Genomic DNA, 23,721 nt, shown 5'->3' with positions numbered 1-23,721 from the left:
AACGAGCCGTAGCGCATACCCGAACAACTGGCATAGAAACTCGGCATGTTCTGGGTCCTCTTTCTCGTCCTGGCCTGCGCCCTGGCCTTCCTCTCCTGCGCGCGCCTGTGCCTCGCGGCGGTGCGCGCCGCCGAGAGCGAGCGCCGCGCCGGCGACGCGTACCGGGGATACGAGCTGTCCCTGTACGAGACGGCGTTCCTGTCGGGCGGCCCCGCACGGGTCGCCGACGTGACGCTGGTGTCCATGGCCCGCGCCCGCCGCCTGCTGCTCGCGCACACCGGCTGGGCGACGGTCGTCGACCCCGTGGGCCGGGACGCCCTGGAGCGCTCCGTGCTCGGGGCGATCGGGCCCGCGGGCCAGTCGCGGATACCCCTGCTGCGGGCCGCGGCGGCCACCGGCGAGGCCGTGCGCGCGCTCGCCGAACGCCTGGTCTCGACCGGGCTCGCCGTGCCGGACGCGAACCGGTCGACGGTCGCGGGCGCGGTGCGCCAGGTGCAGGCTGCGGCGGTCGCGGTGTTGGCGCTCGGCACGGTCGCGGTGCTGATGCCGGGGCAGAGCGACCCGGGGCAGACGCCGGTGGCCCTCTGGTTCGCGCTGCCGCTGCTGCTCACCGTGAGCTGCCTGGGCATCGCCCGCGTCGAGATCCACCCGTACACGCGCTGGGCCTCGCCGACCGGGCAGCGCCTGCTCGCCGCGGTGCCCAAGGGCTCGGGTTCGCTGCTCGCGGTCGCCGTGCGCGGGGTGCGCGCCGTGGACGACCCGGAGCTGCGGGCGGCACTCGGCGGCACGCGGAACGCCACGGCCGAGTGACCTGACGAACGCCCGGGCGACGCATCGGGGTCATTGATCCGACACCTGCGACCTGGTGCTTTACATCGCCAACGGCCGCCCCAAGTATCCCTTTGTTCCCGAGCCGCAAGGGTTCGAGAGCCCGACGAAAGGGATGCATCCAAGCGATGAGAGCAGCATCCGCCCTTTATGCCGCCGCGGGATCCTTGGTCCTGTCGGCCCTCGTCGCCGCCCCGGCGGGCAGCGCGACCGGCAGCACCTCCCCCGAGACCCTGGGCACTGAGCTCGCCGCCCGGCGCGCCGCGGCCGCCAGCATCGACTTCGGCGCCTGCCCGGCCGTCGAGAACCTCCCCGACCCCGTCACCTGCGGCACCGTCACCGTCCCCCTGGACTACGCCGACCCCGGCGGCAAGCAGATCAAGCTGACCGTCAGCCGCGTCAAGGCGACCGGCAAGCGTGGCGGCGAGAAGGTCGCGCGCCAGGGCTCGTTCGTCTTCAACCCCGGCGGGCCCGGCGGCAACGGCATGTACTTCCCGATGGTCGGCATGATGCCGGAGTGGAAGAACATCGGCGCCGCGTACGACCTGGTCGGCTACGCGCCGCGCGGCGTCGGCCGCTCCGCCCCGCTGTCCTGCCAGGACCCGAAGCAGTTCGCGAAGGCGCCCACCCAGTCGCCGACGCACCCTTCACCCTCGTACAAGAAGGAACGCGTCGCGCAGGCGCAGTCGTACGCGCGCGGCTGCGCGAAGAACCCGGGCCTCGCGCACTACACGACCCTCGACAACGCCCGTGACCTGGACGTCCTGCGGGCCGCGCTCGGCGAGAAGAAGCTGACGTACATGGGGGCCAGTTACGGCACCTACATCGGCGCCGTCTACGCCGAGCTCTTCCCCTCGCACGTGCGGCGCATGGTCTTCGACTCGGCGGTCAACCCGGACCCGGATCAGATCTGGTACGCCAACAACCTGGAGCAGTCCGCCGCGTTCGAGCGCCGCTGGGCCGACTTCCGGGCGTGGGTCGCCAAGCACGACGACACGTACCACCTGGGCACGACGCCCGAGGAGGTTCTCGACTCGTACGAGCGGGCACGCGCGCGGCTCGCGCACGAACCGGCCGGCGGGAAGGTCGGGCCCGGCCAGTTGCAGGCCGCGTTCCTCCAGGTCGGGTACTACGACGACTACTGGCCGATGCGGGCCGTGGCGCTGTCGGAGTACCTGAAGGGCAACCCGAAGCCGCTGATCCAGCAGGCCGCGCCGTCACCGGAGGCCGCCGCGGAGAACGAGAACAGCAACGCCGTCTACACGGCCGTCGAGTGCAACGACGCGGCCTGGCCGACGGACTTCCGCACCTGGGACCGCGACAACTCGCGGCTCGCGCGCACCGCGCCGTTCGAGACGTGGGACAACGCGTGGATGAACCTGCCGTGCGCCTACTGGCCGGCTCCGCGGCAGCGCCCGGTCGACGTGCGCACCGCGCCGGGCGCCCTGCCGCCCACGCTGATCCTCGCGGCGGAACGCGACGCGGCGACCCCGTACACGGGCGCCCGTGAGCTGAACCGGCGGATCGCCGGCTCGGTCCTGGTGACGGAGCGGGAGGCGGGCACGCACGGCATCGCGGGTGGCGCGAACGCGTGCGTCAACGGCCACTTCGACGCGTACGTCCTGGAGGGACAGGTCCCGATGGCCGCGGCAGCGGCGTGCGCGCCCCACGCGGAGCCGACACCTTTGGGTGCCGAATAAGCTCCCGCGGGGGCACGTCAAGCCCCTCCGGCGCCACATAAGCCCCTCCGGCGATCGAGGAGCGGGGTCCGGGGCAGAGCCCCGCGACCCCGCTGCACGCTCTAGGCGAGCCCGGCGACCAACTCGGCCACCGACTTACGCCGCCCGGTGTAGAACGGCACCTCTTCCCGCACATGCCGCCGCGCCTCGGAAGCCCGCAGATGCCGCATCAGGTCGACGATGCGGTACAGCTCATCGGCCTCGAACGCGAGAATCCACTCGTAGTCCCCCAGCGAGAACGACGCGACCGTGTTGGCCCGCACGTCCGGGTAGCCCCGCGCCATCTTGCCGTGGTCGGCGAGCATCTTCCGCCGCTCGTCGTCGGGCAGCAGGTACCAGTCGTAGGAGCGCACGAAGGGGTACACGCTCACGTAATTGCGCGGCGTCTCGTCCGCCAGGAACGCCGGGATGTGCGAGCGGTTGAACTCGGCGGGCCGGTGCAGCGCCATGTTCGACCACACCGGCTCAAGGGCGCGGCCCAGCTTCGTACGGCGGAAGAGGTTGTACGCCTCCTGCAGCTGGTCGGCGGTCTCGGCGTGCCACCAGATCATGAGGTCGGCGTCGGCGCGCAGGCCGGACACGTCGTACGTGCCGCGGACCGTGACGTCCTTCGCGGCGAGCTGGTCGAACAGCTCCTGGACCTCGTCGGCGTAACCGGCCCGGTCCTCGGGCAGGACGTCCTTCAGCTTGAAGACCGACCAGAGCGTGTAGCGGATGACCTCGTTCAGGTCCTTCGCCAGCTTGCCCTTGTTCGGGATGCGCTCTGCCGCCGGGTCGGTGGTGGGGTTCTCGTCGCTCATGTCCCTCATTCTCCCGCTCCGCCGTGCAGGCTCTGCACCGGGTTCGCCTTCAGCTCCTCGCGGGTGCTCAGGTCCCCGCGCAGTTCGTCCACGGCCGCGCGCGCGCTCGCGATGCACGCCGGGATGCCGACGCCGTCGTACGCCGCTCCGCAGACGGCGAGGCCGGGCAGCGGCGCGAGGTGTTCGCGGATTCGGGCGATGCGCGCCGCGTGTCCGACGGGGTACTGCGGCAGTCCGTCCTGCCAGCGCGTGACGTGGGCGGCGACCGGGGCGGCGGTCAGGCCGGTGGCCTCGCGCAGGTCGTGGCGGCCGATGCCGGTGAGGTCCGCGTCGTCGCGGTCCAGGTCCTTCTCGTCGCCGTAGCGGCCCACCGAGGTACGCACGACCAGGAGGTCGGGGTTCTCGTCGGCGATCCAGCCCCACTTGTGGGAGGCGAAGGTGGCGGCCTTGATGGTGTGGCCGTCGACCGGCGGTACGAGGAATCCGCTGCCCTCGGGCAGGCCCGCGTCGGCCCTGCGGTAGGCCAGCGTGATCAGGGCCATGGAGGCGTACTCGATCCCGCGCAGTTCCTGGGAGGCCATGGGGGACGCCGTGCGCAGCAGGCTCGCGGCGGGGGCGGCGGGCAGGGCGACGATCACCTGGTCGGCCTCGAAGGTGCGGCCCGACTCGGTGTCCACGCGCCAGGCGTGCTCCGCTCCCCGGGCGCCGAGGGCCGTCGCGCGCACCCCGTGCAGGATGGTCCCGCCCTTGGCGCGCACCGCGTCCGCGACCGCGTCGGGCAGCGTGCCGACGCCGCCCTCGATGCCCATGAACACCGGGCCAAGCTGCTGGTTCGCGGCCGCACGGGACTGGATCGCGCGGACCGCCTCCATCAGCGTCGGATGGCGGCGGGCCTCCTCGAAGAGCTGCGGGACGGCGCTGCGCAGCGAGATGCGATAGGCGTCGCCCGCGTAGACGCCGCCGAGGAGGGGTTCGACGAGGCGGTCGACGACCTCCCGGCCGAGGCGGGCGGCGACGTACTCGCCGACCGCGACGTCGTCGCCGATCTCGGTGGGCGGCAGGGTGGCGTCCTGCTCGATGCGGGCGAGTCCCTCGTCGGAGAGCACCCCGGCGAGCGCGTCGGCGGTGCCGGGGACGCCCATGACGTGGCCCTTGGGCATGGGGCGCAGCTCGCCCCGGGTCCAGATCGAGGCCGTCGCGGTGGACGGCGGCTGGAGGCGGTCGGCGAGTCCGACCTCGCGGGCCAGGCCCACCGCCTCGGGTCTGCGGGCGAGCATCGACTCGGCGCCGAGGTCGACCCGGGCCCCGGCGATCTCGCCGGCCCGGAGCTTGCCGCCGACGCGGTCGGAGCTCTCCAGGACCGTGACCCGGGCGTCCGGGTCGGTGTCGAGCAATCGGTGGGCGGCCGCGAGTCCCGCGATGCCGGCGCCGATGACGAGGACGTCACGGCCCCGTCCTGTACCCGTACCCGTGGAGGTGTCCGTTTCGCGCATGCCCCCACTCTGTCAGAACGGCCGAGTCCCGACCGTGACCGGTTCGGGATCGCGCGGCAACCACCGAAACGGGGTGCTCGCGCGTCGAAGGAGACGTCCGATGACCGTCACGTCCTTCGGGGGGTACGTCGATGCACGTTTCCGGAACCACTCGTACCGCGCCGCGCCCGCGGCCGGTCCACGCCCTCGCGGGCGTCCTGCTCGCCGCGGCACTCGCGCTCACGGGATGCTCGGGCGCGAGCGGCGGCAACGACAGCTCCGCCGCCGGGAAGAGCATGTCCGACAGCAAGGCCGGTGGCGCCGCCGACGACCGGGGCTCCGCCGGGCCGCAGAACGCGAAGAAGCCGCCCAAGCTCACCGGCGTCCACATCATCCACACGGCGAGCCTGTCCGTCCGCGTCAAGGACGTGCCGGACGCCCGGGACAAGGCCCGCACCGCAGCCGAGAACGCGGGCGGCATGGTCGGCAACGAGACCACCGACCGCGACGGCCACGGCCGCGAGCGCTCCCGGATCACGCTCCGGGTCCCGCAGGAGTCGTACGACGACGTACTGGACCAACTCTCGGGGTCGGGACGCCTGTTGAAGCGCTCCGAGAACGCGAAGGACGTCACCGACCAGGTCGTCGACGTGGACAGCCGGATCAGGACGCAGCGGGCGAGCGTCGCCCGCGTCCGCGAACTCATGGACCGGGCCTCGAAGTTGAGCGATGTGGTGACCCTGGAAGGGGAGTTGAGCAACCGTCAGTCGGAGCTGGAGGCTCTCCTCGCCCAGCAGGCGTCCCTGAAGGACCGCACGACGCTCGCCACGATCACGCTCAAGCTGACCGAGGCCCCGCCTGCGGGCGCGTCGGCCGACGATGACGACCCCGGCTTCCTGGACGCCCTGTCCGGCGGCTGGTCCGCCTTCGTGACGGTCCTGAAGTGGATCGGGATGGCGCTCGCGGCCGTGCTGCCGTTCGCGGCGGTGGCGGCGCTCCTGGTGTTCGCGTGGCTGCGTCTGATCCGGCCCCGGCTGCCGCGGCGCCCCGAGGAGCGCGCGGTGCACACGGCGCTCGGCCCGCTGCCCGCACACCCGAGGTCCGACCCCGACGAGCAGGACTGACAGCCCTTCACCCTGCGCTCCGCCCACGTAGCGTGGGCTCATGAGCACTGGGAAAGAGCGACTCGTGGTCATCGGCGGCGACGCGGCGGGCATGCCCGCCGCGTCGCAGGCACGCCGGCTGCGCGGCCCGGACGAGCTGGAGATCGTGGCCTTCGAGCGGGGGCACTTCACGTCCTACTCGGCCTGCGGGATCCCGTACTGGGTCGGCGGCCAGGTCGACGAGCGCGACGAGCTGATCGCACGGACACCGGCCGAGCACCGGGAGCGGGACATCGATCTGCGGATGCGGACCGAGGTCGTGGAGATCGACGTCGAGGGGCGGCGGGTGCGCTCCCGGCACGTGGACGAGGGCGGCGAGTCCTGGACCGCGTACGACAAGCTCGTGATCGCGACGGGCGCGCGGCCGATCCGCCCCGAGCTGCCCGGGATCGACGCGCCGGGCGTGCACGGGGTGCAGACCCTGGACGACGGGCAGGCGCTGCTCGACACGCTGGGCGCGACCAAGGGGCGCCGCGCGGTGGTGGTGGGCGCCGGCTACATCGGCGTGGAGATGGCGGAGGCACTGATCAACCGCGGTTACGAGGTGACCGTCGTCAACCGTGGCTCCCAGCCGATGTCGACGCTCGACCCGGACATGGGGCGTCTGGTGCACGAGGCGATGACGGGCATGGGCATCACCATGGTCGACGACGCCGAGGTGACGAAGATCCTCACCGGGGACGACGGGCGGGTGCGGGCGGTGGCGACCGAGGACGCCGAACACCCGGCGGACGTCGTGGTCCTCGGCGTCGGGGTGCGGCCGGAGACGACGCTGGCGAAGGCGGCGGGCCTGCCGCTCGGCGACCACGGCGGGCTGCTGACGGACCTGGCGATGCGGGTGCGCGGACACGAGGACATCTGGGCGGGCGGCGACTGCGTCGAGGTCCTCGACCTGGTGTCGGGGCGCGAGCGGCACATCGCGCTCGGCACGCACGCCAACAAGCACGGCCAGATCATCGGCTCGAACGTGGGCGGCGGGTACGCGACGTTCCCCGGCGTCGTCGGGACCGCCGTCAGCAAGGTGTGCGACCTGGAGATCGCGCGGACGGGGCTGCGCGAGAAGGACGCGCTGCGGGCGGGGCTTCAGTTCGTGACGGCGACGATCGAGTCGACGAGCCGGGCGGGCTACTACCCGGGCGCGGCCCGGATGACGGTGAAGATGCTCGCCGAGCGGCGCACGGGGCGGCTGCTCGGGGTGCAGATCGTGGGGCGCGAGGGCGCGGGCAAGCGGGTCGACGTCGCGGCGGTCGCGCTGACCGCGGGGATGACGGTGGAGCAGGTGGCGGCCCTGGACCTCGGCTACGCGCCGCCGTTCTCCCCGGTGTGGGACCCGGTCCTGGTGGCGGCGCGCAAGGCGGTGGCGGCGGTGCGGGCCGGGTAGTCGCTCCCGGCCCGCACCGCACAGCTCAGCGCGCGGTCTCCGTGTGGACGAACTCCGCGAGGCGGGTCAGCGCGTCCGGGTCGGTGTTCGGCGGCACGCCGTGCCCGAGGTTGAAGATGTGGCCCTCAAGGCCCGCGGCGGAGTCCAGCACCTCGCGTGCCCGCTCCTCGACCGCTTCCTGGGTGGAGAAGAGGATCGCGGGGTCGAAGTTGCCCTGGAGCGTCTTGCCGGGGCCGACGCGGCGCGCCGCCTCGTCGAGCGGCACCCGCCAGTCGACACCGACGACGTCGGCGCCGGCCTCGCCCATGAGCCCGAGCAGCTCACCGGTGCCGACACCGAAGTGGATGCGCGGGACGCCGTACGACTCGATCGCGCGGAACACCTTCTGGGAGGCGGGCATGACCGAGCGCCGGTAGTCGGCCGGGGCGAGCGCGCCGACCCACGAGTCGAAGAGCTGCACGGCGCTGGCGCCGGCCTCGATCTGCACCTTCAGGAACGCGGTGGTGATGTCGGCGAGCCGGTCGACGAGGTCGGCCCAGAGCTGCGGGTCGCCGTACATGAGCGCCTTGGTGTGCTCGTGGTTCTTGGACGGGCCGCCCTCGACGAGGTAGCTGGCGAGGGTGAACGGCGCGCCCGCGAACCCGATGAGCGGCTTCGGACCGAGCTCGGCGGTCAGCAGGCCCATCGCCTCCGTGACGTACCAGACGTCCTCGGGGGTCAGGTCCCGCAGCTGGTCCAGGTCGGCGCGCGAACGGATCGGGTTCGCGACGACCGGGCCGACGCCGGGCTTGATGTCGAGGTCGACACCGATGGCCTTGAGCGGTACGACGATGTCGCTGAAGTAGATCGCCGCGTCGACGTCGTGCCGGCGGACCGGCTGCATCGTGATCTCGGCGACCAGTTCGGGCCGCATGCACGACTCGAGCATCGGGATGCCCTCGCGCACCTTGTGGTACTCGGGCAGCGAGCGCCCCGCCTGCCGCATGAACCACACCGGGGTGTGCGGCACGGCCTCGCGCCTGCACGCCTTCATGAAGGCGGAATCCTTGGTGGCTTCGTACGTCGCTGACGGCTGCTGGCCCGGGGGCAGGGTGTTGGCACTCACGCCGGAAAGTCTCGCACGACCGCGCACCCTGCCGAGAAGGGTGTCGGGCCCCGGGTGTCCTTGCCTGCGTCAGGGCCTCGTTCCCCTTAACCTTCCCCGCATGGCTGCGGCTCAGGGACGACGGTCGGACGGCGCGGACGGGATGAGTGAATCGGTGCGGGAGGGGCAGAACGCTCGGGACATGAACGCTGCACAGAAGAAGGACGAACCGGCGCCCCCCACTCCCCCGGCGTTCCGCACGGCGGTCGACGCCCTGCGGTCGGCGCGGCTGCGCCCGGAACTCGAGATCGATCCCACGCGCCCACCGCAGCGCCTGGCCCCCTTCTCCTACGCACTGGAGGCGACGGTCGTCGACCCGGCGGACGATGACGACGCACTGGCCGACGGGCGGCTCGTCCTGCTGCACGATCCGGCCGGGCACGAGGCGTGGCGCGGCACGTTCCGCCTGGTGACGCTGGTGCGCGCGGAGCTGGAGCCGGAGATGGCGGCCGATCCGATGCTGCCCGACGTCTGCTGGTCATGGCTGACCGGTGCGCTCCAGACCCGCGGTCTCGGCTACGGGGAGCCGTCGGGCACGGTCACCCGGGCCGGCTCGCACTACTTCGGCGGGATCGGCGACCGGCCGCCGACCTCACAGATCGAGATCCGCGCGTCGTGGACGCCGCGCGAGGGCCTGGGCGGCGTCCCGGACACGGCGGCGCACCTCGCGGCGTGGTGCGAGCTGCTCTGCCAGATCGCCGGGCTGCCGCCGGTGGCCGGGGGGCACGGCGCGGAGGGCGCCGTGGTCACGCTTCCGCAGCGGCGCGGCCCGCATCCTTCGTGACGGCGTATATCGGAACCGATCATTTTCGGCCGCGTCGGGCAGCTGCCCGGCGTGGCCGTCGCTCGTTCCTGGGTACTTTTCCTGCCGATTCGGATGCGGTTCGTAAGCGGATCCGGTGCGGTTCGGATGCGGTTCCTGTTCGGTTCGATCTTCGGATGATCGATACTGTGTCCGAATTGCGCGAATTGTTACTCACTAAATCGTGATCTTTCTCTAAAGGCGGGCGGGTTTGCTGCCGAAGACCTCTGTGACCTTGACAGCACGGTTCGTCCCCGCACCCCAGGAGGCCTGGTGTCCGTTCTCCTCGAGCAGCCCTCAAGCCTGGTCGCCTACCGCCCGAACAAGCCGACCGCGATGGTGGTCGTGGCCGACCCTCGCGTCCGTTCCACCGTCACGCGCCATCTGTGGGCGCTCGGTGTGCGTGACGTGATCGAGGCCTCGTCCGTCGCAGAGGCTCGTCCCCGCATCGGCAACCCCCGTGACATCTGCGTCGCCGACGTCCACCTCCCCGACGGATCCGGCCTGACGCTCCTCTCCGAAACCCGCGCCGCGGGCTGGCCGAACGGCCTGGCTCTCTCCGCCGCCGACGACATCGGCGCCGTACGCAACGCCCTCGCGGGCGGCGTGAAGGGCTACGTCGTCACCGGCACCCGCACCAACATCGGCCTCCCCACCCGTCCCGGCGCCGCCCCCATCGGGTCCGCGGCCGCCCGTATGCACCGCCGCCCCCCGGGTGCCCCGAGCCACCCGGGCGGCTACCGCGAGCTCTCCGGCCGTGAGGTCGAGGTGCTCCGGCTCGTCGCCGAGGGCCAGTCGAACAAGGCCATCGGCGTCTCGATGGGTCTGTCCGCACTGACCGTCAAGAGCCACCTCGCCCGGATCGCCCGCAAGCTCGGCACCGGTGACCGCGCCGGGATGGTGGCGGTCGCCCTGCGGACCGGAATCATCCACTGATCGAAGAGTGGCCGGATCTTTCCGGTATACGGCTCTTCCACGCCCGTCGACGGAACGTTCCGTCGACGGGCGTCGTCCGTTCACAGATACCCTTGACAGGTGACCGACGCCCAAGAGACCGCAGCAGACAGTTCACTGCGCACCACCGGAGGCGCCCCTCCGGACGACGGCGGATCTGTTGAAGAGGCGCCGATCCCCCTTCTCGAGCCGCGCGAGGGCATCCCGCCGGTGATCGCCGACGAGGCCGCGCTCGCCGACATGGTCGCGGCCTTCGCCGCGGGCACCGGACCCGTGGCCGTCGACGCCGAGCGCGCCTCCGGCTACCGCTACGGGCAGCGCGCGTATCTCGTGCAGCTGCGCCGCGAGGGCGCGGGCTCCGCGCTCATCGACCCCGTCGCCTGCCCCGACCTGTCCGGGCTCGGCGCCGCCATCTCCGACGCCGAGTGGGATCTGCACGCCGCCACTCAGGACCTCCCCTGCCTGCGCGAAATAGGCATGGTGCCCACCAAGCTGTTCGACACCGAGCTGGCCGGACGGCTCGCCGGGTTCCCCCGCGTGGGGCTCGGCGCGATGGTCGAGAGCGTGCTCGGCTACCAGCTGGAGAAGGGCCACTCGGCAGTCGACTGGTCGACGCGCCCGCTGCCCGACCCCTGGCTGCGCTACGCGGCGCTCGACGTGGAGCTCCTCGTCGACCTGCGTGACGCCCTGGAGAAGGAGCTCGACCGGCAGGGCAAGCTCGACTGGGCCCACCAGGAGTTCGACGCGATCGCCTCCGCGCCGCCCGCCCCGCCCCGCAAGGACCCGTGGCGCCGCACGTCCGGCATGCACAAGGTGCGCCGCCGCCGCCAGATGGCCGTCGTACGGGAGCTGTGGACCGCGCGGGACAAGGTCGCGCAGCGGCGCGACGTGTCGCCGGGCAAGGTGCTCGGGGACACGGCGATCGTCGAGGCCGCGCTCTCCCTTCCGGTCAACGTGCAGGCGCTGGCCGCGCTGCCCGGCTTCGGGCACCGGATGGGCCGGCGCCAGCTGGAGCAGTGGCAGGCCGCCGTCGACCGGGCCAGGGAGCTGCCGGAGGCGGAGCTGCCGCAGCCGGGCCAGCCGGTCGCGGGTCCGCCGCCGCCGCGCGCCTGGGCCGACAAGGACCCGGCCGCTGCAGCGCGGCTCTCGGCGGCGCGGGCCGCGGTGTCGGCCCTCGCCGAGACGCTGAACATGCCGCAGGAGAACCTGATGACGCCGGACACCGTGCGGCGCGTGTGCTGGGAGCCGCCGGCCGTGGCGGACGCGGACTCCGTGGCGGCGGCGCTGACCTCGCACGGCGCGCGGCGCTGGCAGGTCGAGCAGGTGACGCCGGTGCTCGTGGCGGCGCTGAGGACGGCCCGCGGCTGAGTCCCGCACTCCCGCCTTTTGTCCGACCGGGGCCCCGGTCTCGTACGTTCGCGTACGGGGCCGGGGCCCTTCGGCGTGGTTGGGGGGGCGGGTGTGGCGGGCGTGGCGGTTGTTGTTGCAGAGTCAGGACATGCGGATGGTTTTGAACGCGCTCAATTCTCGTTAGTTTCTGACCATGTTTCTGAGCATGTTCAAAAAGGGGCGGGACAGCGGGACGCAGGGATACGACGACTGGGTGCGGGCCTTCGAGGCCGAGCGGGAGCGGCGGGCGCGGCGCGGGGATCCCGACTGGGGGCAGGGCGCACGGCTGCCGTCCGCGCTGGTCCGCAGCCTCCAGCGGTTCCAGGTCGGCGAGGACGGGGACGGGGCCGAGCTGCTCGGCAAGGCGGAGCGGGCCGGGGACGCCCGGTACACCGCCGCGGCACGGCTGTTCATCGCGGAGGAGCAGAACCACGCCCGGCTGCTGGCGCTGCTGCTGAAGGCCGGCGGGGCGGGGACGCTGGAGTCGCACTGGAGCGACGCCGCGTTCGTGCGGCTGCGCCGGCTGCTCGGGCTGCGGCTCGAACTGCTCGTCCTGATGGTGGCCGAGGCGGTGGCGCTGCGCTATTACCGCGCGCTGCGCGACGGCGGCGCCGATCCGCTGCTCCGCGAGGTCGCCGGGCGGATCCTGGCCGACGAGGAGCGGCATGTGCCGTTCCACTGCCGCCGGCTGCGCGAGGGCTTCGTACGGGTGCCGCGGCCCGCGCGGTACGCGGTGACCGGGGGCTGGCGGCTGCTGCTCGCGGGGGCTGCCGCGCTGGTCGCCGTGGACCATGGCGCGGCCCTGCGGCGGTGCGGCGTCACCCGATGCGGTTTCGTACGCGACATCGTGGCGTCGTCCGCCGTCATGGCCGCGGTGATGGCCGGTCGCGATGTGACCTTCGCCGCTCCGACCGTGGGGACTGGGCAGCATGGTTACCCGCAAGTAGCATGAGGGTGTGAGCGCGCGCTCAGTCGCGCGCCGTGGCAGTGCCGTCCCGCATCTTGGAGGAGAGCCATCGTGCCTCGTACCGTCAGGGACGTCGTCTTCGTCGACGGCGTCCGCACCCCGTTCGGCAAGGCGGGCCCGAAGGGCATCTACCACGAGACCCGGGCCGACGACCTCGTCGTGAAGGCGATCCGCGAACTGCTGCGCCGCAACCCGAACCTGGACCCCGCGCAGATCGACGAGGTCGCGATCGCCGCGACCACGCAGATCGGCGACCAGGGCCTGACCCTCGGCCGCACGGCCGGGATCCTCGCCGGTCTCCCCCAGTCGGTCCCCGGCTACTCGATCGACCGCATGTGCGCGGGCGCCCTGACGGCCGTCACCACGGCCGCGGGCTCCGTGGCGTTCGGCGCGTACGACGCCGTGATCGCCGGTGGTGTCGAGCACATGGGCCGCCACCCCATGGGCGAGGGCGTCGACCCGAACCCGCGCTTCGTGTCCGAGAAGCTCGTCGACGAGTCGGCCCTGTTCATGGGCATGACCGCCGAGAACCTGCACGACCGCTACCCGCACATCACCAAGCAGCGCGCCGACGAGTACGCCGTGCGCTCGCAGGAGAAGGCGGCGAAGGCGTACGCGAACGGGAAGATCCAGCAGGACCTCGTCCCGATCTCGGTGCGCAACACCAACGCCGAGGTGGGCGAGACCGGTTGGGGTCTCGTGACGGCCGACGAGCCGATGCGCCCGGGGACCACCCTGGAGAACCTCGCCGGGCTCAAGACGCCGTTCCGTACGCACGGTCGCGTCACGGCCGGCAACGCCGCGGGTCTCAACGACGGCGCCACCGCCTCGATCATCGCCTCCGAGGACTTCGCCCGGGAGAACAACCTCCCGGTGAAGATGCGTCTCGTCTCCTACGCCTTCGCGGGCGTGGAGCCGGAGGTCATGGGCTACGGCCCGATCCCGGCCACGGAGAAGGCCCTCGCCAAGGCGGGTCTGTCCATCGAGGACATCAACCTCTTCGAGATCAACGAGGCGTTCGCCGTCCAGGTCCTCGCGTTCCTGGACCACTACGGCATCGCCGACGACGACGCGCGCGTCAACCAGTACGGCGGCGCCATCGCGTTCGGTCACCCGCTCGCCTCCTCGGGTGTGCGTCTGATGACGCAGCTGGCCCGTCAGTTCGAGGAGCAGCCGGAGGTCCGTTACGGCCTCACCACCATGTGCGTCGGCTTCGGCATGGGCGCCACGGTGATCTGGGAGAACCCGCACCACAAGGACGCCGGAGGCGACAAGTGAGCACCACCACCGCTGAGCTCCTGAAGGGCGCGGCCGAGCTGTTCCCTGGCGAGGTCGTCACGTCGGCGCACGTACGCCACCTCGAACTGCCCTACGGCGCGGGCCGGTTCGCCCTCATCACGCTGGACAACGGCTTCGACCACACGAAGCCGACGACCTTCGGCCCGGGTTCGCTCGCGAACCTGAACGCCGCCATCGACCAGGTGGAGAAGGAAGCGGCCGACGGCGACATCGTCGGTGTCGGCATCACCGGCAAGCCGTTCATCTTCGCGGTCGGCGCCGATCTCAAGGGCGTGGAGCTGCTGAAGAAGCACGACGACGCGCTCGCCATCGGCAAGGGCGGCCACGAGGTCTTCAAGCGCCTCGCGGGCCTGGCCGTGCCGACGTTCGCGTACTACAACGGCGCCGCCATGGGCGGTGGCGTCGAGGTCGGTCTGCACTGCACGTACCGCACGGTGTCGAAGGCGCTCCCCGCGTTCTCGCTGCCCGAGGTCTTCCTCGGCCTGGTGCCGGGCTGGGGCGGCTGCACCCTGCTGCCGAACCTGATCGGCGCGGACAAGGCCGTCTCGGTGATCATCGAGAACAGCCTGAACCAGAACAAGCAGCTCAAGGGCAAGCAGGTCTACGAACTGGGCATCGCCGACGCGCTGTTCGAGGGCGCGGACTTCCTGGAGCAGTCGCTGCTGTGGACCGCCTCGGTCCTCAAGGGTGACGTCAAGGTCGAGCGTCCGGACATCGACCGGGGCGAGGGCTGGGACCAGGCCGTCGCGCGCGGCAAGTCCATCGCCGACTCCAAGGTGCACGGGGCGGCCCCGGCCGCGTACCGCGCGCTCGACATCATCGCGGCGGCCAAGGACGGCGACCTCCAGGCGGGTTACGACGCCGAGGACAAGGCGCTCGCCGACCTGATCATGGGTGGCGAACTGCGCGCGGGCATCTACGCGTTCAACCTCGTCCAGAAGCGCGCGAAGCGCCCGGCGGGTGCCCCGGACAAGTCCCTGGCGCGTCCGGTGACGAAGGTCGGCGTGGTCGGCGCGGGCCTGATGGCCTCGCAGCTCGCCCTGCTCTTCCTGCGCCGCCTGGAGGTGCCGGTCGTCCTGACCGACATCGACCAGGAGCGCGTCGACAAGGGTGTGGGCTACGTCCACGCCGAGATCGACAAGCTGCTCGCCAAGGGCCGCGTCAACCAGGACAAGGCCAACCGTCTCAAGGGCCTGGTCTCCGGTGTCCTGGACAAGGCAGAGGGCTTCGCGGACGCGGACTTCATCATCGAGGCCGTCTTCGAGGAGATCGGCGTCAAACAGCAGGTGTTCGCCGAGGTCGAGGCCGTCGCCCCGGCGCACGCGATCCTCGCCACGAACACCTCGTCCCTCTCCGTCACGGAGATGGCGTCGAAGCTGAAGCACCCCGAGCGCGTGGTCGGCTTCCACTTCTTCAACCCGGTCGCGATCCTGCCGCTCCTGGAGATCGTGCGCGGCGAGCAGACGGACGACGCGGCGCTGGCCACGGCGTTCGGCGTCGCCAAGAAGCTGAAGAAGACGGCCGTTCTCGTGAAGGACGCCCCGGCGTTCGTCGTGAACCGCATCCTCACCCGCTTCATGGGCGAGATCCAGAACGTCATCGACGAGGGCACGCCGGTCGAGGTCGCCGAGAAGGCGGTCGAGCCGCTGGGCCTGCCGATGTCGCCGCTGGTCCTCCTCGAACTGGTCGGCCCGGCCATCGGCCTGCACGTCTCGGAGACCCTGAACCGCGCCTTCCCGGAGCGCTTCACCGTCTCCCCGAACCTCGCGGCGGTCGTCAAGGCGGGCAAGCGCGGCTTCTACGTGTACTCCGCCGAGAATGGCTTCAAGCCGGAGCTGGACCCGGAGGTCGCGGCGCTCCTCAAGCAGGGCGACACCGTCCTCACCGAGGAGCAGGTCCGCGACCGTGTCCTCGACGCGGTGGCCCAGGAGATCGGCCTGATGCTCGACGAGGGCGTCGTCGCCGAGGCCCAGGACATCGACCTGTGCCTGATCACGGGCGCGGGCTGGCCCTTCCACCTGGGCGGGATCACTCCGTACCTGGACCGGGAGGGCGTGAGCGAGCGGGTCACCGGGAAGCGGTTCCTGGAGGCCGGTGTGGCGAGCGTGCCCGCGTAAGCGGTCCTCTCACAGCGTGCCGATGGCCGCCCCTACGACGTAGGGGCGGCCATCGCCCGTTCCAGGGCGGCTGTTTGACGGCGGATCAGGTCGCGCGGGAGAACCGGCCGGACCGTCTGCGGCGCGCCGTCACCGGCGGGCGTGCCGCCGGGCAGCACCGCGCGCTCCAACTCCTGCTGGTTCAGCACGCGTTCGGCGGGCCGTGGGGGCGCGGCCGTCGCGGAAGCGGAGGCAGAGGAGGAGGAGGAAACGGAAGGCTTGTGCCCGCCTTCGGACACCCCCGCGCCGTCGCACGCCGTCAGTCCCAGCATCAGTGCCGGCCCGAGCGCCCATGACGCGCATCGAGCGAGCTTCGACGCTCCGCTCAAGGCCCCCCACCCTTCAGGGGCGGGGCCGATTCAGGTTCAGTACACCTGCCGCCACGCCTCCAACGCCAGCCCCGGCTCTCGCTTGCGGCGCGTCAGCAGCATACGGTCCGGGTCGCCGGGGAGGTAACTGGCCGCCACCACGCGCCCATTGGCGTCCTCCGCGAGCGCGATACGGGCGTCCGGCGGCAGGGCTGGGCCGGACTCCGCCCACCAGGCGCCCGCCGCTTCCTGCTCCGTCGGGTAGGCCGCGAAGGCGACGCGGCCGGACGACGCGCGCTGGGCGAGCAGCGTGCAGTCCACCTCGTCGAGCGGGCAGCGGATCGCCGAGACCGGGCCGGGGCCCGCCGCGTCGAGGATGCGGGCCGGGGCGTCGTCGCCGCGCCAGGCGTAGAGGGCGCCGTCCTCGTCGACGTAGAACAGCGTGGTGGCGTCGGCGGAGGTGGCCAGGGCGCGCAGGGTGTCGGGGCGGGGCGCGGCGGGCTGTGGTTTCTCGTCCCGCACCGGGGTGCCGCCCGGCGTCTCCTGGCGCCAGCGCAGGATGCCGTCCGGCGTCGCCGCGTACAGCGTGATCAGGCCCGACTCGGCTGCCACGGCGGCGAGTTCACCGCGTACGTCCGTGCCCTTCAGGTCGCGCCACGGGCCCCAGCCGCCCTTCTCCAGCTGGGCGCGCATGCTGACACCGCCGCCCTTGTTCGCGACGAAGACGTGGGCGCGGCCCTGCGCGTCGACGGCGACGGCGGGCGGGCCGGTCAGGTCGCCCTTCTTGTTCGGGTGACCGAGCGGGTTCCAGTCCAGTGCGGCGAGATGCGACTGGAAGTGCGTGGAGTGGACGAGGCCGGACTCGCCGGGGACGGTGGGGCGCCATGTGGCGAGGTGAGCGTATCCGTTCGCGCTGCGGGCCACGGCCAGGGCGGGGCGCACCCGCTGGTCGCCGCCGACGGTACGGGGAGGCGACCAGGGTCCTTCGGGGTACCGCTCCACGCGGCACACGATCGCGTCACCTTCGGGGGCGTACGCGTACACGCAGAGCGCGCCGTCGCGGCCGCCGATCAGCCAGTCGCCGTTCACCCCTCCAGCCTAAGCGCCGCCCGCCGGGCCGCCCATGCGACCCTGGCCGCATGAGCGAACTGCTGGTGGTCGACGGGGCCAATGTCGTCGGATCGGTGCCGGACGGCTGGTGGCGCGACCGGAGGGGTGCGGCGGAGCGGCTGCGGGATCGCCTGGTGACGTACGGGGAGCGGACGGGCGCCGAGGTGATCCTGGTCGTGGAGGGCGCGGCGCGCGGCGTCGAGTCCGTACCGGGCGTGCGGGTGGAGTCGGCGCGGGGCAGCGGGGACGATCACATCGTGGAGCTGGTGGAGCGGGTCGGAGGGCCGTGCACCGTGGTGACGGCGGACCGTGAACTGCGGCGCCGGGTCGAGGAGTTGGGGGCGCGGACGGCGGGGCCGCGGACCGTCCGTGAGGACGGTTAGTCCTTGAGGACGACCGTGCCCGTCAGGATCCGGTGGTCCGAGCAGGCGGGTGTGCCCGTGCAGCCCCGGGGGATCGGCAGTGCGTCGGCGGAGTACGGGCCCGCGATCCTGTCCTCCCGCACGAAGATCATGTCGATCTTCGCCTTGTCCCCGCAGGGCGGTGCCGTGCCGGGCACGTCGTCGGCGGTCCATTCGCCGTAGCCGGGGCAGTGTCCCTTGTCGCTGTCGTCGAGCTCGCGGTAGTGGCCGCCGTGACGGGTCTGGTACGGCCACAGCCGGTCGTAGGTCGGCTGCGCGTTGAAGTCGCCGGCCAGGATCACCGTGTCCCCGGCCGCGTGGTACCGCTCGACGGTGTCGAGCACGTCGTCGAGCTGGTTGGCGCTGTACAGCTTGCCGTTGTCCGCGACCTCCTGGCTGATGCCGATGTGCGTGGTGCACAGTCGCCGGTGCGGGGTCTTGGCCAACGGTGCGCACAGCAGTTTGCGCGGTTCGCCGGTGCCGTCGTCGGGCAGCGTCCTGCGGTCGGCGGGGCCGAGTGGCGCCTTGCTGAACAGGGCGATGCCGTAGGAGTCGCCGCCGCAGATCTCCGGGTCGCCGCCGGGGAGACCGGGCTCGAAGCGGTCGAAGGTGTCCGGGTCCTCGGGCCAGCCCGCGTCGATCAGGTTCTGCCGGATGCGCTGGAACTGGCCGTGGCAGACCTCGTTGAACGCCGCGAAGTCGATGTTCCGCTCCGTGATGGAGGCGGCCGCCGCTTCGGGGAGACGGTCGGTCGTCGAGCCGTGGTGCAGGGTGTTGCCGGCCACGTTCCACTGCCACACGCGGTACGTCGTCCCGGTGGCACGGGGAGCGCGGGGGGCCGGATCGGCCGGCGGGGACCCGCACGCGGCGACCGCGAGCAGGCACCCCACCAGGCCGAGCAGCGCCCGTCGGCGCCTCGCTCCAGGGGTCACCCGACGTACTGCCACGGGCCGAACTCCGGGCTCCCCGGGCCGCGTTGGCGGCTGACGGCGAGCCGGCCGCTCGCCGAGACCACGGCGATGGTGCCGCGGCCGAGGCCGTCGAAGGCGACCGCGGGCGCGTGGGCGACGGTGCCGCCCAGTTCCGTGGCGGGAAGTTCGAGCCACGGGCCGTCGCCCGGCAGGAAGCGGTAGGCGACGCCGCCGAGGTCACTGCGGGTGGCGAGCAGCGTGCCGACCTCGGTGGCCGGGCCCGCGGCGGCGGCGACGGGGCCGAAGCCGCCGCGCGAGGAGATGCTCGTGGCCGGAGTCACCCAGCTGCCGCCGGGCGCGTTCTCCTCGGCCGTCAGGACGTTCCCCGTGTTCGGCTGCCGGTAGAAGACCGCCACCCTGCCGTTCGGCTGGATCACGGAGGAGCACGGCCCCGCGGGCGTGCTCAGCCGGAACCGCGGAGCTCTGACGAGTGGCTCGTCCAGGGTCGACTGCGTCCAGTGGAAGACGCCCTCGCGGCTCGATCCGAAGACCTCGACCTTGCCGCTGGGCGTGGTGACCGCGGCGAGCCCCTCCTGAAGGTCGTATCCGCGCAGGTCGGTCCACTCGCCCCAGGTCCCGTCGGCTTCCTGGATGCGGCTGTGCAGGCCTTGGCCCGCGTTGCGCACGAACAGGTGCAGCCGTCCCGCGCCGTCCCGGGTGACGACGGGCGTGCCGAGGTGGCGGTCGCGCTCCTCGTCCCCCGCCGAGGGGTTGCCGAGAGTGATCCAGCCGGGGAACACCCCGCCGGGCGCGGACTGTTCGAGCAGCACGATCTCGCGGGCATGCGATCCGTCGGCCGCCAGGTGCGAGAGCCGTTCGGCGAAGATCTGCCAGCGGCCGTCCGGGGTGAGGCTCGCCGCGAGGCCGGGAGCCAGCGGGCCGCCGCCCATCAGGAAGGGCCCGCGCCACTGGTCGCTGCCGGGCTGCGCCTCCACCCACACGGCGGCCTGCTGGTTGATGACGGCGAAGGCGGTGAGGCGCCCCTTGTGGTCGGGCAGCAGCCAGTTCGTGCCGGCCGGGTAGCGGGGCGTCGTGCTCTGCACCCATCCCGTGCTGCGGGTGCCGAGACCGACCGCGTAGTCACCGCTGCCGGCCGGGTCGCCGCAGTCGTAACCGTCCGCCGCGCCGTAGAAGTTGAGGAAGAACTCCTTCAGTGACACGGCCCGGGCACTGAGGTTGTGCGGCCATCGCTCGTTGTAGTAGCCGCGGAAGGACTCGACGGTGAACGTGCCCCCCTCGCCGGGCCCCTGGTAGTGATCGAGCGCGGCCCAGGTGAACAGGGCCGCGGCCGTGTGGTCGCAGTGGTCCGAGAGGTTGCCGTAGTCGTGCCGCTGCGGGAACTTCTCGCCGTGCTCCAGCCGGTCGGGGTCCGGATCCATGGTGCGGATCAGCGTCGGCCGGAAGATGCCGAGGATCTGGACCAGGGAGGCGAGCAGGTCCTGGCGGGTGTACCAGTAGGTCTCGGTGACCAGTCCGCCGGTGGGCGCGAGCGTCGGCACCTGTTCCGTCTGCGCGCGCCACAGGACGTGCAGGCTGCGGGCCGGACCCTCGGGGGTGCCGTGCTGGCGGATGTTGAGGAAGACGAGCGTCACCCAGGGGGCGTCCGCGAGGGAGTAGACCTCGGCGAGGGCGCCGCGCGCGGTGGCGAGGGTGGCCGGCTTCCAGGCGGCGGTGCGGTCGCCCAGGACCATCGCCGCGTAGGCGGCCTTGATCCCGTTCTGCCGGGCCTTGGCGTAGGCGGGGCGGTCCGCGGCGACCGGGTCCGTCTGGAGCGGCCTGGGGTTCTCGCCGTTCGCGTCGCCCGCGGTGATGTACACCGTGGTGGTGGGCGTGCCGGCCTTGACGCCCTGGAAGGTCGCCGGGTTCATGAAGTAGAGGTCGTCGTCCGGGTGCGCCACGATCTGGAGCACGGAGGCGCGGCTGTTCATGAGCGAGTCCTTCCTGGGGCGGAGACTGTGGTGGTCACAGCGGCCACCCCGGCAGGTAGCCGGTGTGGGCGCGCCTGTTCCGGTCCGAGCCGATCTCGAACTGGCTGGCGACGGGGAAGTAGCTGGGCAGGAACGCCCGCAGGATCGCGTCCTGTTCGTCCTCGGAGACGTCACCGTCGTGGAAGTCGTTGAGGCAGAACACGTCGTGCGGCCGCGCGGTGAGGATCCGGTTGAGCCGCGACTTGTGCTCGCTCAGACCGACGTTGACGAACCCGCAGGAGATGGAGCCGGGCACACTGCGTCCGGTGTGGAACCCGAAGTAGTGGTGCAGCGACGAGGCGACGGAGACGTCGCTGTGGTCGCGCAGCCGGTTGGCGGCGGCCTGGGCGACGGCGTCCTTGAAGTGTGTCTCCACGTCCTCCAGCACACTGCGCCGCAGCGGGTGCGGGGCGTGCAGGAACGTGTGCACCAGCGTCTGCCCGAAGTAGGCCTGGATCAGGGCGCGGTTGTTCTTCGCCGCGCTCATGTTGTGCTCGTCGTCGTACGAGGGCGGCGCCATCGGGATCGACGTGGGCGACATGAAGTGCTTGGCCTGCCCATTGCTCAGGAAGAACGCGTCGGGCTTGAGGGTGCGGCCGACGAACACATCGTCGTTGAAGTAGAGGAAGTGCTCGGCGAGGCCCTCGATGTGGTGCAGCTGGCTCTCGATGGCGTGCGAGTTGTACGTGGGCAGCGCGCCGCGATTGCCGAAGATCTCCGTGTGGTCCACCACCCGGACCCGCGGGTGCGACGTGTCGAGCCACGGCGGCACCTGTCGGTCGGTGACCAGGTAGATGTTGCGGATCCACGGCGCGTACATGTCGATCGACCGCAGGGAGTAGCGCAGTTCGTCGCGGTTGCGGAAACGAGCGGCGCTGGTCGCGGCGTCCTCGGTGGCGATGCCCATGGCGGCGAGGACCGCGTTCTTCCGCTCCAGCCAGGCCATGTCCGAGCCGTCGACCCAGGTGTAGACGGCGTCGACGGGGAAGGTGACATCGCCGTGCAGCGGCTGGGTGAACGGAGGGATCGACGGGTACTGCCGTCCGCCCAGCGTCAGCGCGGCGCGCTGGAGCGAGCGCTTGGGCACCCGGTCGCCGACCAGGGTGCGGGTCGGCGACGTGATGTGGGCCGGGTCCTCGGGGTCGTCCTCCCAGAAGGAGATCGTGCAGCCGTAGACGGCGCCCAGGCGCATGGTGCGCGAGGTCGACACGGTGCTCTGGTAGATGCGGACGCCCGAGCACGGGGTCTGGGTGTGGGCGCCGATCAGGCCCGCGAGGACGGTGGCGATGCCCTTCTGCTGCTCGTTCAGGAGCTCTGTGTAGACGGGAGCCTGCGCGTACTGCCGGGCCAGCGCCTCCAGCACGGCGGTGCGGTAGTGGACGTGCACCGCGACGGTGTGCCGGACCATGGAGTCCCGTACGACGAAGTACGGGATGTTCGCGGCCTCCAGGGCGTTGGCCGCCAGAGCCAGGTTGGCCTGGACGATGTCCCAGGGGGTCTCCGACTCGATGACACGGCAGAGCTGGCCGCCGGAGCGGACGAGGCCCCGGTGGCTGCGCTCGATCTTGTTCTCCAGCGCCTTCTGATCGCCGGTGCGCACCAGGCTGGCCGGGGCCGGCTCGGCGGCCTGGGCCGCGCCGTCCGCGCTGCTGTACAGCGCGTGGTACGCCTGCCGCTCGATCTTGGCGATCTCGCGGCGCCCGCTGTCGCGCTCGGCGAGCAGTTCGGTGAAGATCTGCTCCCACTGCCCGGTGACCGTCTGGGGCGCGAAGCGGCCGACGGCGTCGAGTGCGGCGGCGCCCATGCGGTGGCGCAGCGGCCCGTCCTCGATGAGCTGAAGCAGCCGGGCCGCGAGGGTGTCGGTGTCGCCGACCGGCACCAGGAACCCGGTCTGCCCGTCGATGATCACCTCGCGCGGCCCGTTGGGCGAGTCGTACGAGACGACGGGGACGCCCGCGGCCTGGGCCTCGGCGAGGACCAGGCCGAACGCCTCGTTGCGGGAGGTGAGCAGGGCGATGCTCGCCTTGGCCCACTCCTCGGCCAGATGGGGCGAGTTGCCGTTCAGCTGGACGCAGTCGTGCAGTCCGAGGGAGTCGATCTGCCGGCGCAGCGCACCGCTGAGCGGTCCGTCACCGAAGATCCGCAGAGTCCATTCGGGGTGGTACTGAGCCACGGTCGCCCAGGCCGCGATCGCCTGGTCGATCTGCTTCTCGCCGACGAGGCGGCCCGCGATGACGACCGTGCGGGTCTCCAGGGTGGAGCGCGGCCGGAAGCCGCTGGGCAGCGCGTTCGGCACGACGAGCAGGCGGGGCGCGCCCGCGCCGAGCGTCTCGGCGAACCAGTCGCTGGTGCGCTCGCTGAGCACGGCGAGGGCGTCGAGCCGCGAGGAGTGCAGCAGCAGCGGTTCGCCACTGGTACCGCGCAGCTCGGAGACGCGGTGCTCTTGGTGCACGGTGACGACCCACGCGGGGGCGAGGGTCACCGCGAGCGTCATCAGGGCGGGGGTGGTGGTGATGAGGATGTCCGTGTCGATGTCCTGGAGCGCCAGCTCCAGTTCGAGGTCCGAGAGGCGGTTGAACGCCGCTTCCCAGGACGCATCGACGATCTTGCTCGGCTGGGCGGCCAGGTGCCCCCACGCCGTGGGGTCGAGCCCGGAGTCGCGCAGCGGCCGCTGCACGGGAGTGGTGGCGTCGACGAGGTAGTCGACCCGGACGCGCTCGTCCGGTGAGAAGAACTGGGCGGGCCTGCTCTTGAACACGCTCAGGACGCGGACGTCGTGGCGGGCTGCGAGTTCGGAGGCCTGGGTGTAGACGGCGCGTTCGGTGCCACCGACGGCGTCGGCCGTGGTCAGCAGAAAGGTGATCTTCATA

The 23,721-nt window shown here is 72.0% G+C and carries 19 protein-coding genes; 11 read left to right on the top strand and 8 right to left on the bottom strand.

From position 1 onward, the window contains the following. The first annotated feature begins 45 nt into the window (after positions 1–45). Complete coding sequence (locus AB0L37_RS30470; protein WP_365512462.1) at positions 46–810, top strand: TIGR04222 domain-containing membrane protein; 765 nt, start codon at positions 46–48, stop codon at positions 808–810. Between the two features lie 146 nt (positions 811–956). Beyond that, positions 957–2,528: an alpha/beta hydrolase gene (locus AB0L37_RS30465; protein ID WP_365512458.1), complete on the top strand. Its 1,572-nt coding sequence runs from the start codon at positions 957–959 to the stop codon at positions 2,526–2,528. A gap of 101 nt (positions 2,529–2,629) precedes the next feature. Here AB0L37_RS30465 and hemQ read toward each other — a convergent pair whose 3' ends face one another. After that, positions 2,630–3,367: a hydrogen peroxide-dependent heme synthase gene (gene hemQ, locus AB0L37_RS30460; RefSeq protein ID WP_365512455.1), complete on the bottom strand. Its 738-nt coding sequence runs from the start codon at positions 3,365–3,367 to the stop codon at positions 2,630–2,632. 5 nt (positions 3,368–3,372) lie between these two features. Further along, positions 3,373–4,860, bottom strand: a complete 1,488-nt coding sequence (gene hemG, locus AB0L37_RS30455; RefSeq protein ID WP_365512452.1) for a protoporphyrinogen oxidase — start codon at positions 4,858–4,860, stop codon at positions 3,373–3,375. 131 nt (positions 4,861–4,991) lie between these two features. On the opposite strand from hemG, the gene AB0L37_RS30450 reads away from it, so the two are divergent. Both AB0L37_RS30450 and AB0L37_RS30445 read left to right on the top strand, forming a co-directional pair. Continuing rightward, positions 4,992–5,963: a DUF4349 domain-containing protein gene (locus tag AB0L37_RS30450; RefSeq protein ID WP_365512449.1), complete on the top strand. Its 972-nt coding sequence runs from the start codon at positions 4,992–4,994 to the stop codon at positions 5,961–5,963. A gap of 40 nt (positions 5,964–6,003) precedes the next feature. Next, positions 6,004–7,383 carry an FAD-dependent oxidoreductase gene (locus tag AB0L37_RS30445; protein ID WP_365512446.1) on the top strand — a complete coding sequence of 460 codons (1,380 nt, stop codon included), beginning with the start codon at positions 6,004–6,006 and terminating at the stop codon, positions 7,381–7,383. A gap of 25 nt (positions 7,384–7,408) precedes the next feature. Here AB0L37_RS30445 and hemE read toward each other — a convergent pair whose 3' ends face one another. After that, positions 7,409–8,488, bottom strand: a complete 1,080-nt coding sequence (hemE, locus tag AB0L37_RS30440; RefSeq protein WP_365512443.1) for a uroporphyrinogen decarboxylase — start codon at positions 8,486–8,488, stop codon at positions 7,409–7,411. 100 nt (positions 8,489–8,588) lie between these two features. On the opposite strand from hemE, the gene AB0L37_RS30435 reads away from it, so the two are divergent. The 6 genes from AB0L37_RS30435 (at position 8,589) to AB0L37_RS30410 (ending at position 16,055) form a co-directional block, all read left to right on the top strand. Continuing rightward, positions 8,589–9,311, top strand: coding sequence for a DUF3000 domain-containing protein (locus AB0L37_RS30435; protein ID WP_365512440.1), 723 nt, complete (start codon positions 8,589–8,591; stop codon positions 9,309–9,311). A 291-nt stretch (positions 9,312–9,602) separates the two neighbouring features. Next, the gene (locus AB0L37_RS30430; protein ID WP_338701586.1) at positions 9,603–10,265 is read left to right on the top strand and encodes a response regulator transcription factor; all 663 of its coding nucleotides are present in this window, start codon (positions 9,603–9,605) and stop codon (positions 10,263–10,265) included. 99 nt (positions 10,266–10,364) lie between these two features. Continuing rightward, entirely contained in the window at positions 10,365–11,651 is a 1,287-nt protein-coding gene (locus tag AB0L37_RS30425; RefSeq protein ID WP_365512436.1) for a ribonuclease D, read from the top strand. 175 nt (positions 11,652–11,826) lie between these two features. Further along, a complete protein-coding gene (locus AB0L37_RS30420; protein WP_365512433.1) occupies positions 11,827–12,624 on the top strand; it encodes a ferritin-like domain-containing protein in 798 nt (265 codons plus the stop codon). Positions 12,625–12,690: 66 nt separating this feature from the next. Continuing rightward, positions 12,691–13,917: an acetyl-CoA C-acyltransferase gene (locus AB0L37_RS30415; protein WP_365512430.1), complete on the top strand. Its 1,227-nt coding sequence runs from the start codon at positions 12,691–12,693 to the stop codon at positions 13,915–13,917. Beyond that, on the top strand, positions 13,914–16,055 hold the full coding sequence (locus AB0L37_RS30410) for a 3-hydroxyacyl-CoA dehydrogenase NAD-binding domain-containing protein (RefSeq protein WP_365512427.1): 2,142 nt from the start codon (positions 13,914–13,916) through the stop codon (positions 16,053–16,055). Before AB0L37_RS30415 ends, AB0L37_RS30410 begins: the two co-directional genes overlap by 4 nt. Before the next feature lie 32 nt (positions 16,056–16,087). On the opposite strand, the gene AB0L37_RS30405 is transcribed toward AB0L37_RS30410, so the two are convergent. After that, positions 16,088–16,243, bottom strand: a complete 156-nt coding sequence (locus AB0L37_RS30405; RefSeq protein WP_365512424.1) for a hypothetical protein — start codon at positions 16,241–16,243, stop codon at positions 16,088–16,090. 216 nt (positions 16,244–16,459) lie between these two features. After that, the gene (locus tag AB0L37_RS30400; protein WP_365512421.1) at positions 16,460–17,491 is read right to left on the bottom strand and encodes a hypothetical protein; all 1,032 of its coding nucleotides are present in this window, start codon (positions 17,489–17,491) and stop codon (positions 16,460–16,462) included. A gap of 50 nt (positions 17,492–17,541) precedes the next feature. Here AB0L37_RS30400 and AB0L37_RS30395 point away from each other — a divergent pair, with 50 nt between their 5' ends. Then, entirely contained in the window at positions 17,542–17,895 is a 354-nt protein-coding gene (locus AB0L37_RS30395) for an NYN domain-containing protein (RefSeq protein ID WP_365512418.1), read from the top strand. On the opposite strand, the gene AB0L37_RS30390 is transcribed toward AB0L37_RS30395, so the two are convergent. Genes AB0L37_RS30390 through AB0L37_RS30380 form a run of 3 tightly spaced genes read right to left on the bottom strand, consistent with a single transcriptional unit; the run spans position 17,892 to position 23,720 of the window. Beyond that, positions 17,892–18,860 (bottom strand): endonuclease/exonuclease/phosphatase family protein, encoded by a 969-nt coding sequence (locus tag AB0L37_RS30390; protein ID WP_365512415.1) that lies wholly within the window; start codon positions 18,858–18,860, stop codon positions 17,892–17,894. The genes AB0L37_RS30395 and AB0L37_RS30390 overlap by 4 nt on opposite strands. Beyond that, on the bottom strand, positions 18,842–20,812 hold the full coding sequence (locus AB0L37_RS30385) for a PIG-L family deacetylase (RefSeq protein WP_365512412.1): 1,971 nt from the start codon (positions 20,810–20,812) through the stop codon (positions 18,842–18,844). Before AB0L37_RS30385 ends, AB0L37_RS30390 begins: the two co-directional genes overlap by 19 nt. A 34-nt stretch (positions 20,813–20,846) precedes the next feature. Beyond that, positions 20,847–23,720: a stealth conserved region 3 domain-containing protein gene (locus AB0L37_RS30380; protein WP_365512410.1), complete on the bottom strand. Its 2,874-nt coding sequence runs from the start codon at positions 23,718–23,720 to the stop codon at positions 20,847–20,849. Position 23,721 lies beyond the last annotated feature (1 nt).

This window comes from Streptomyces sp. NPDC052225, from assembly GCF_040679615.1.
Classification (GTDB): domain Bacteria; phylum Actinomycetota; class Actinomycetes; order Streptomycetales; family Streptomycetaceae; genus Streptomyces.
The sequence above is the reverse complement of the archived record's forward strand: the minus strand, read 5'-3'. Positions and strand labels throughout refer to the sequence as shown.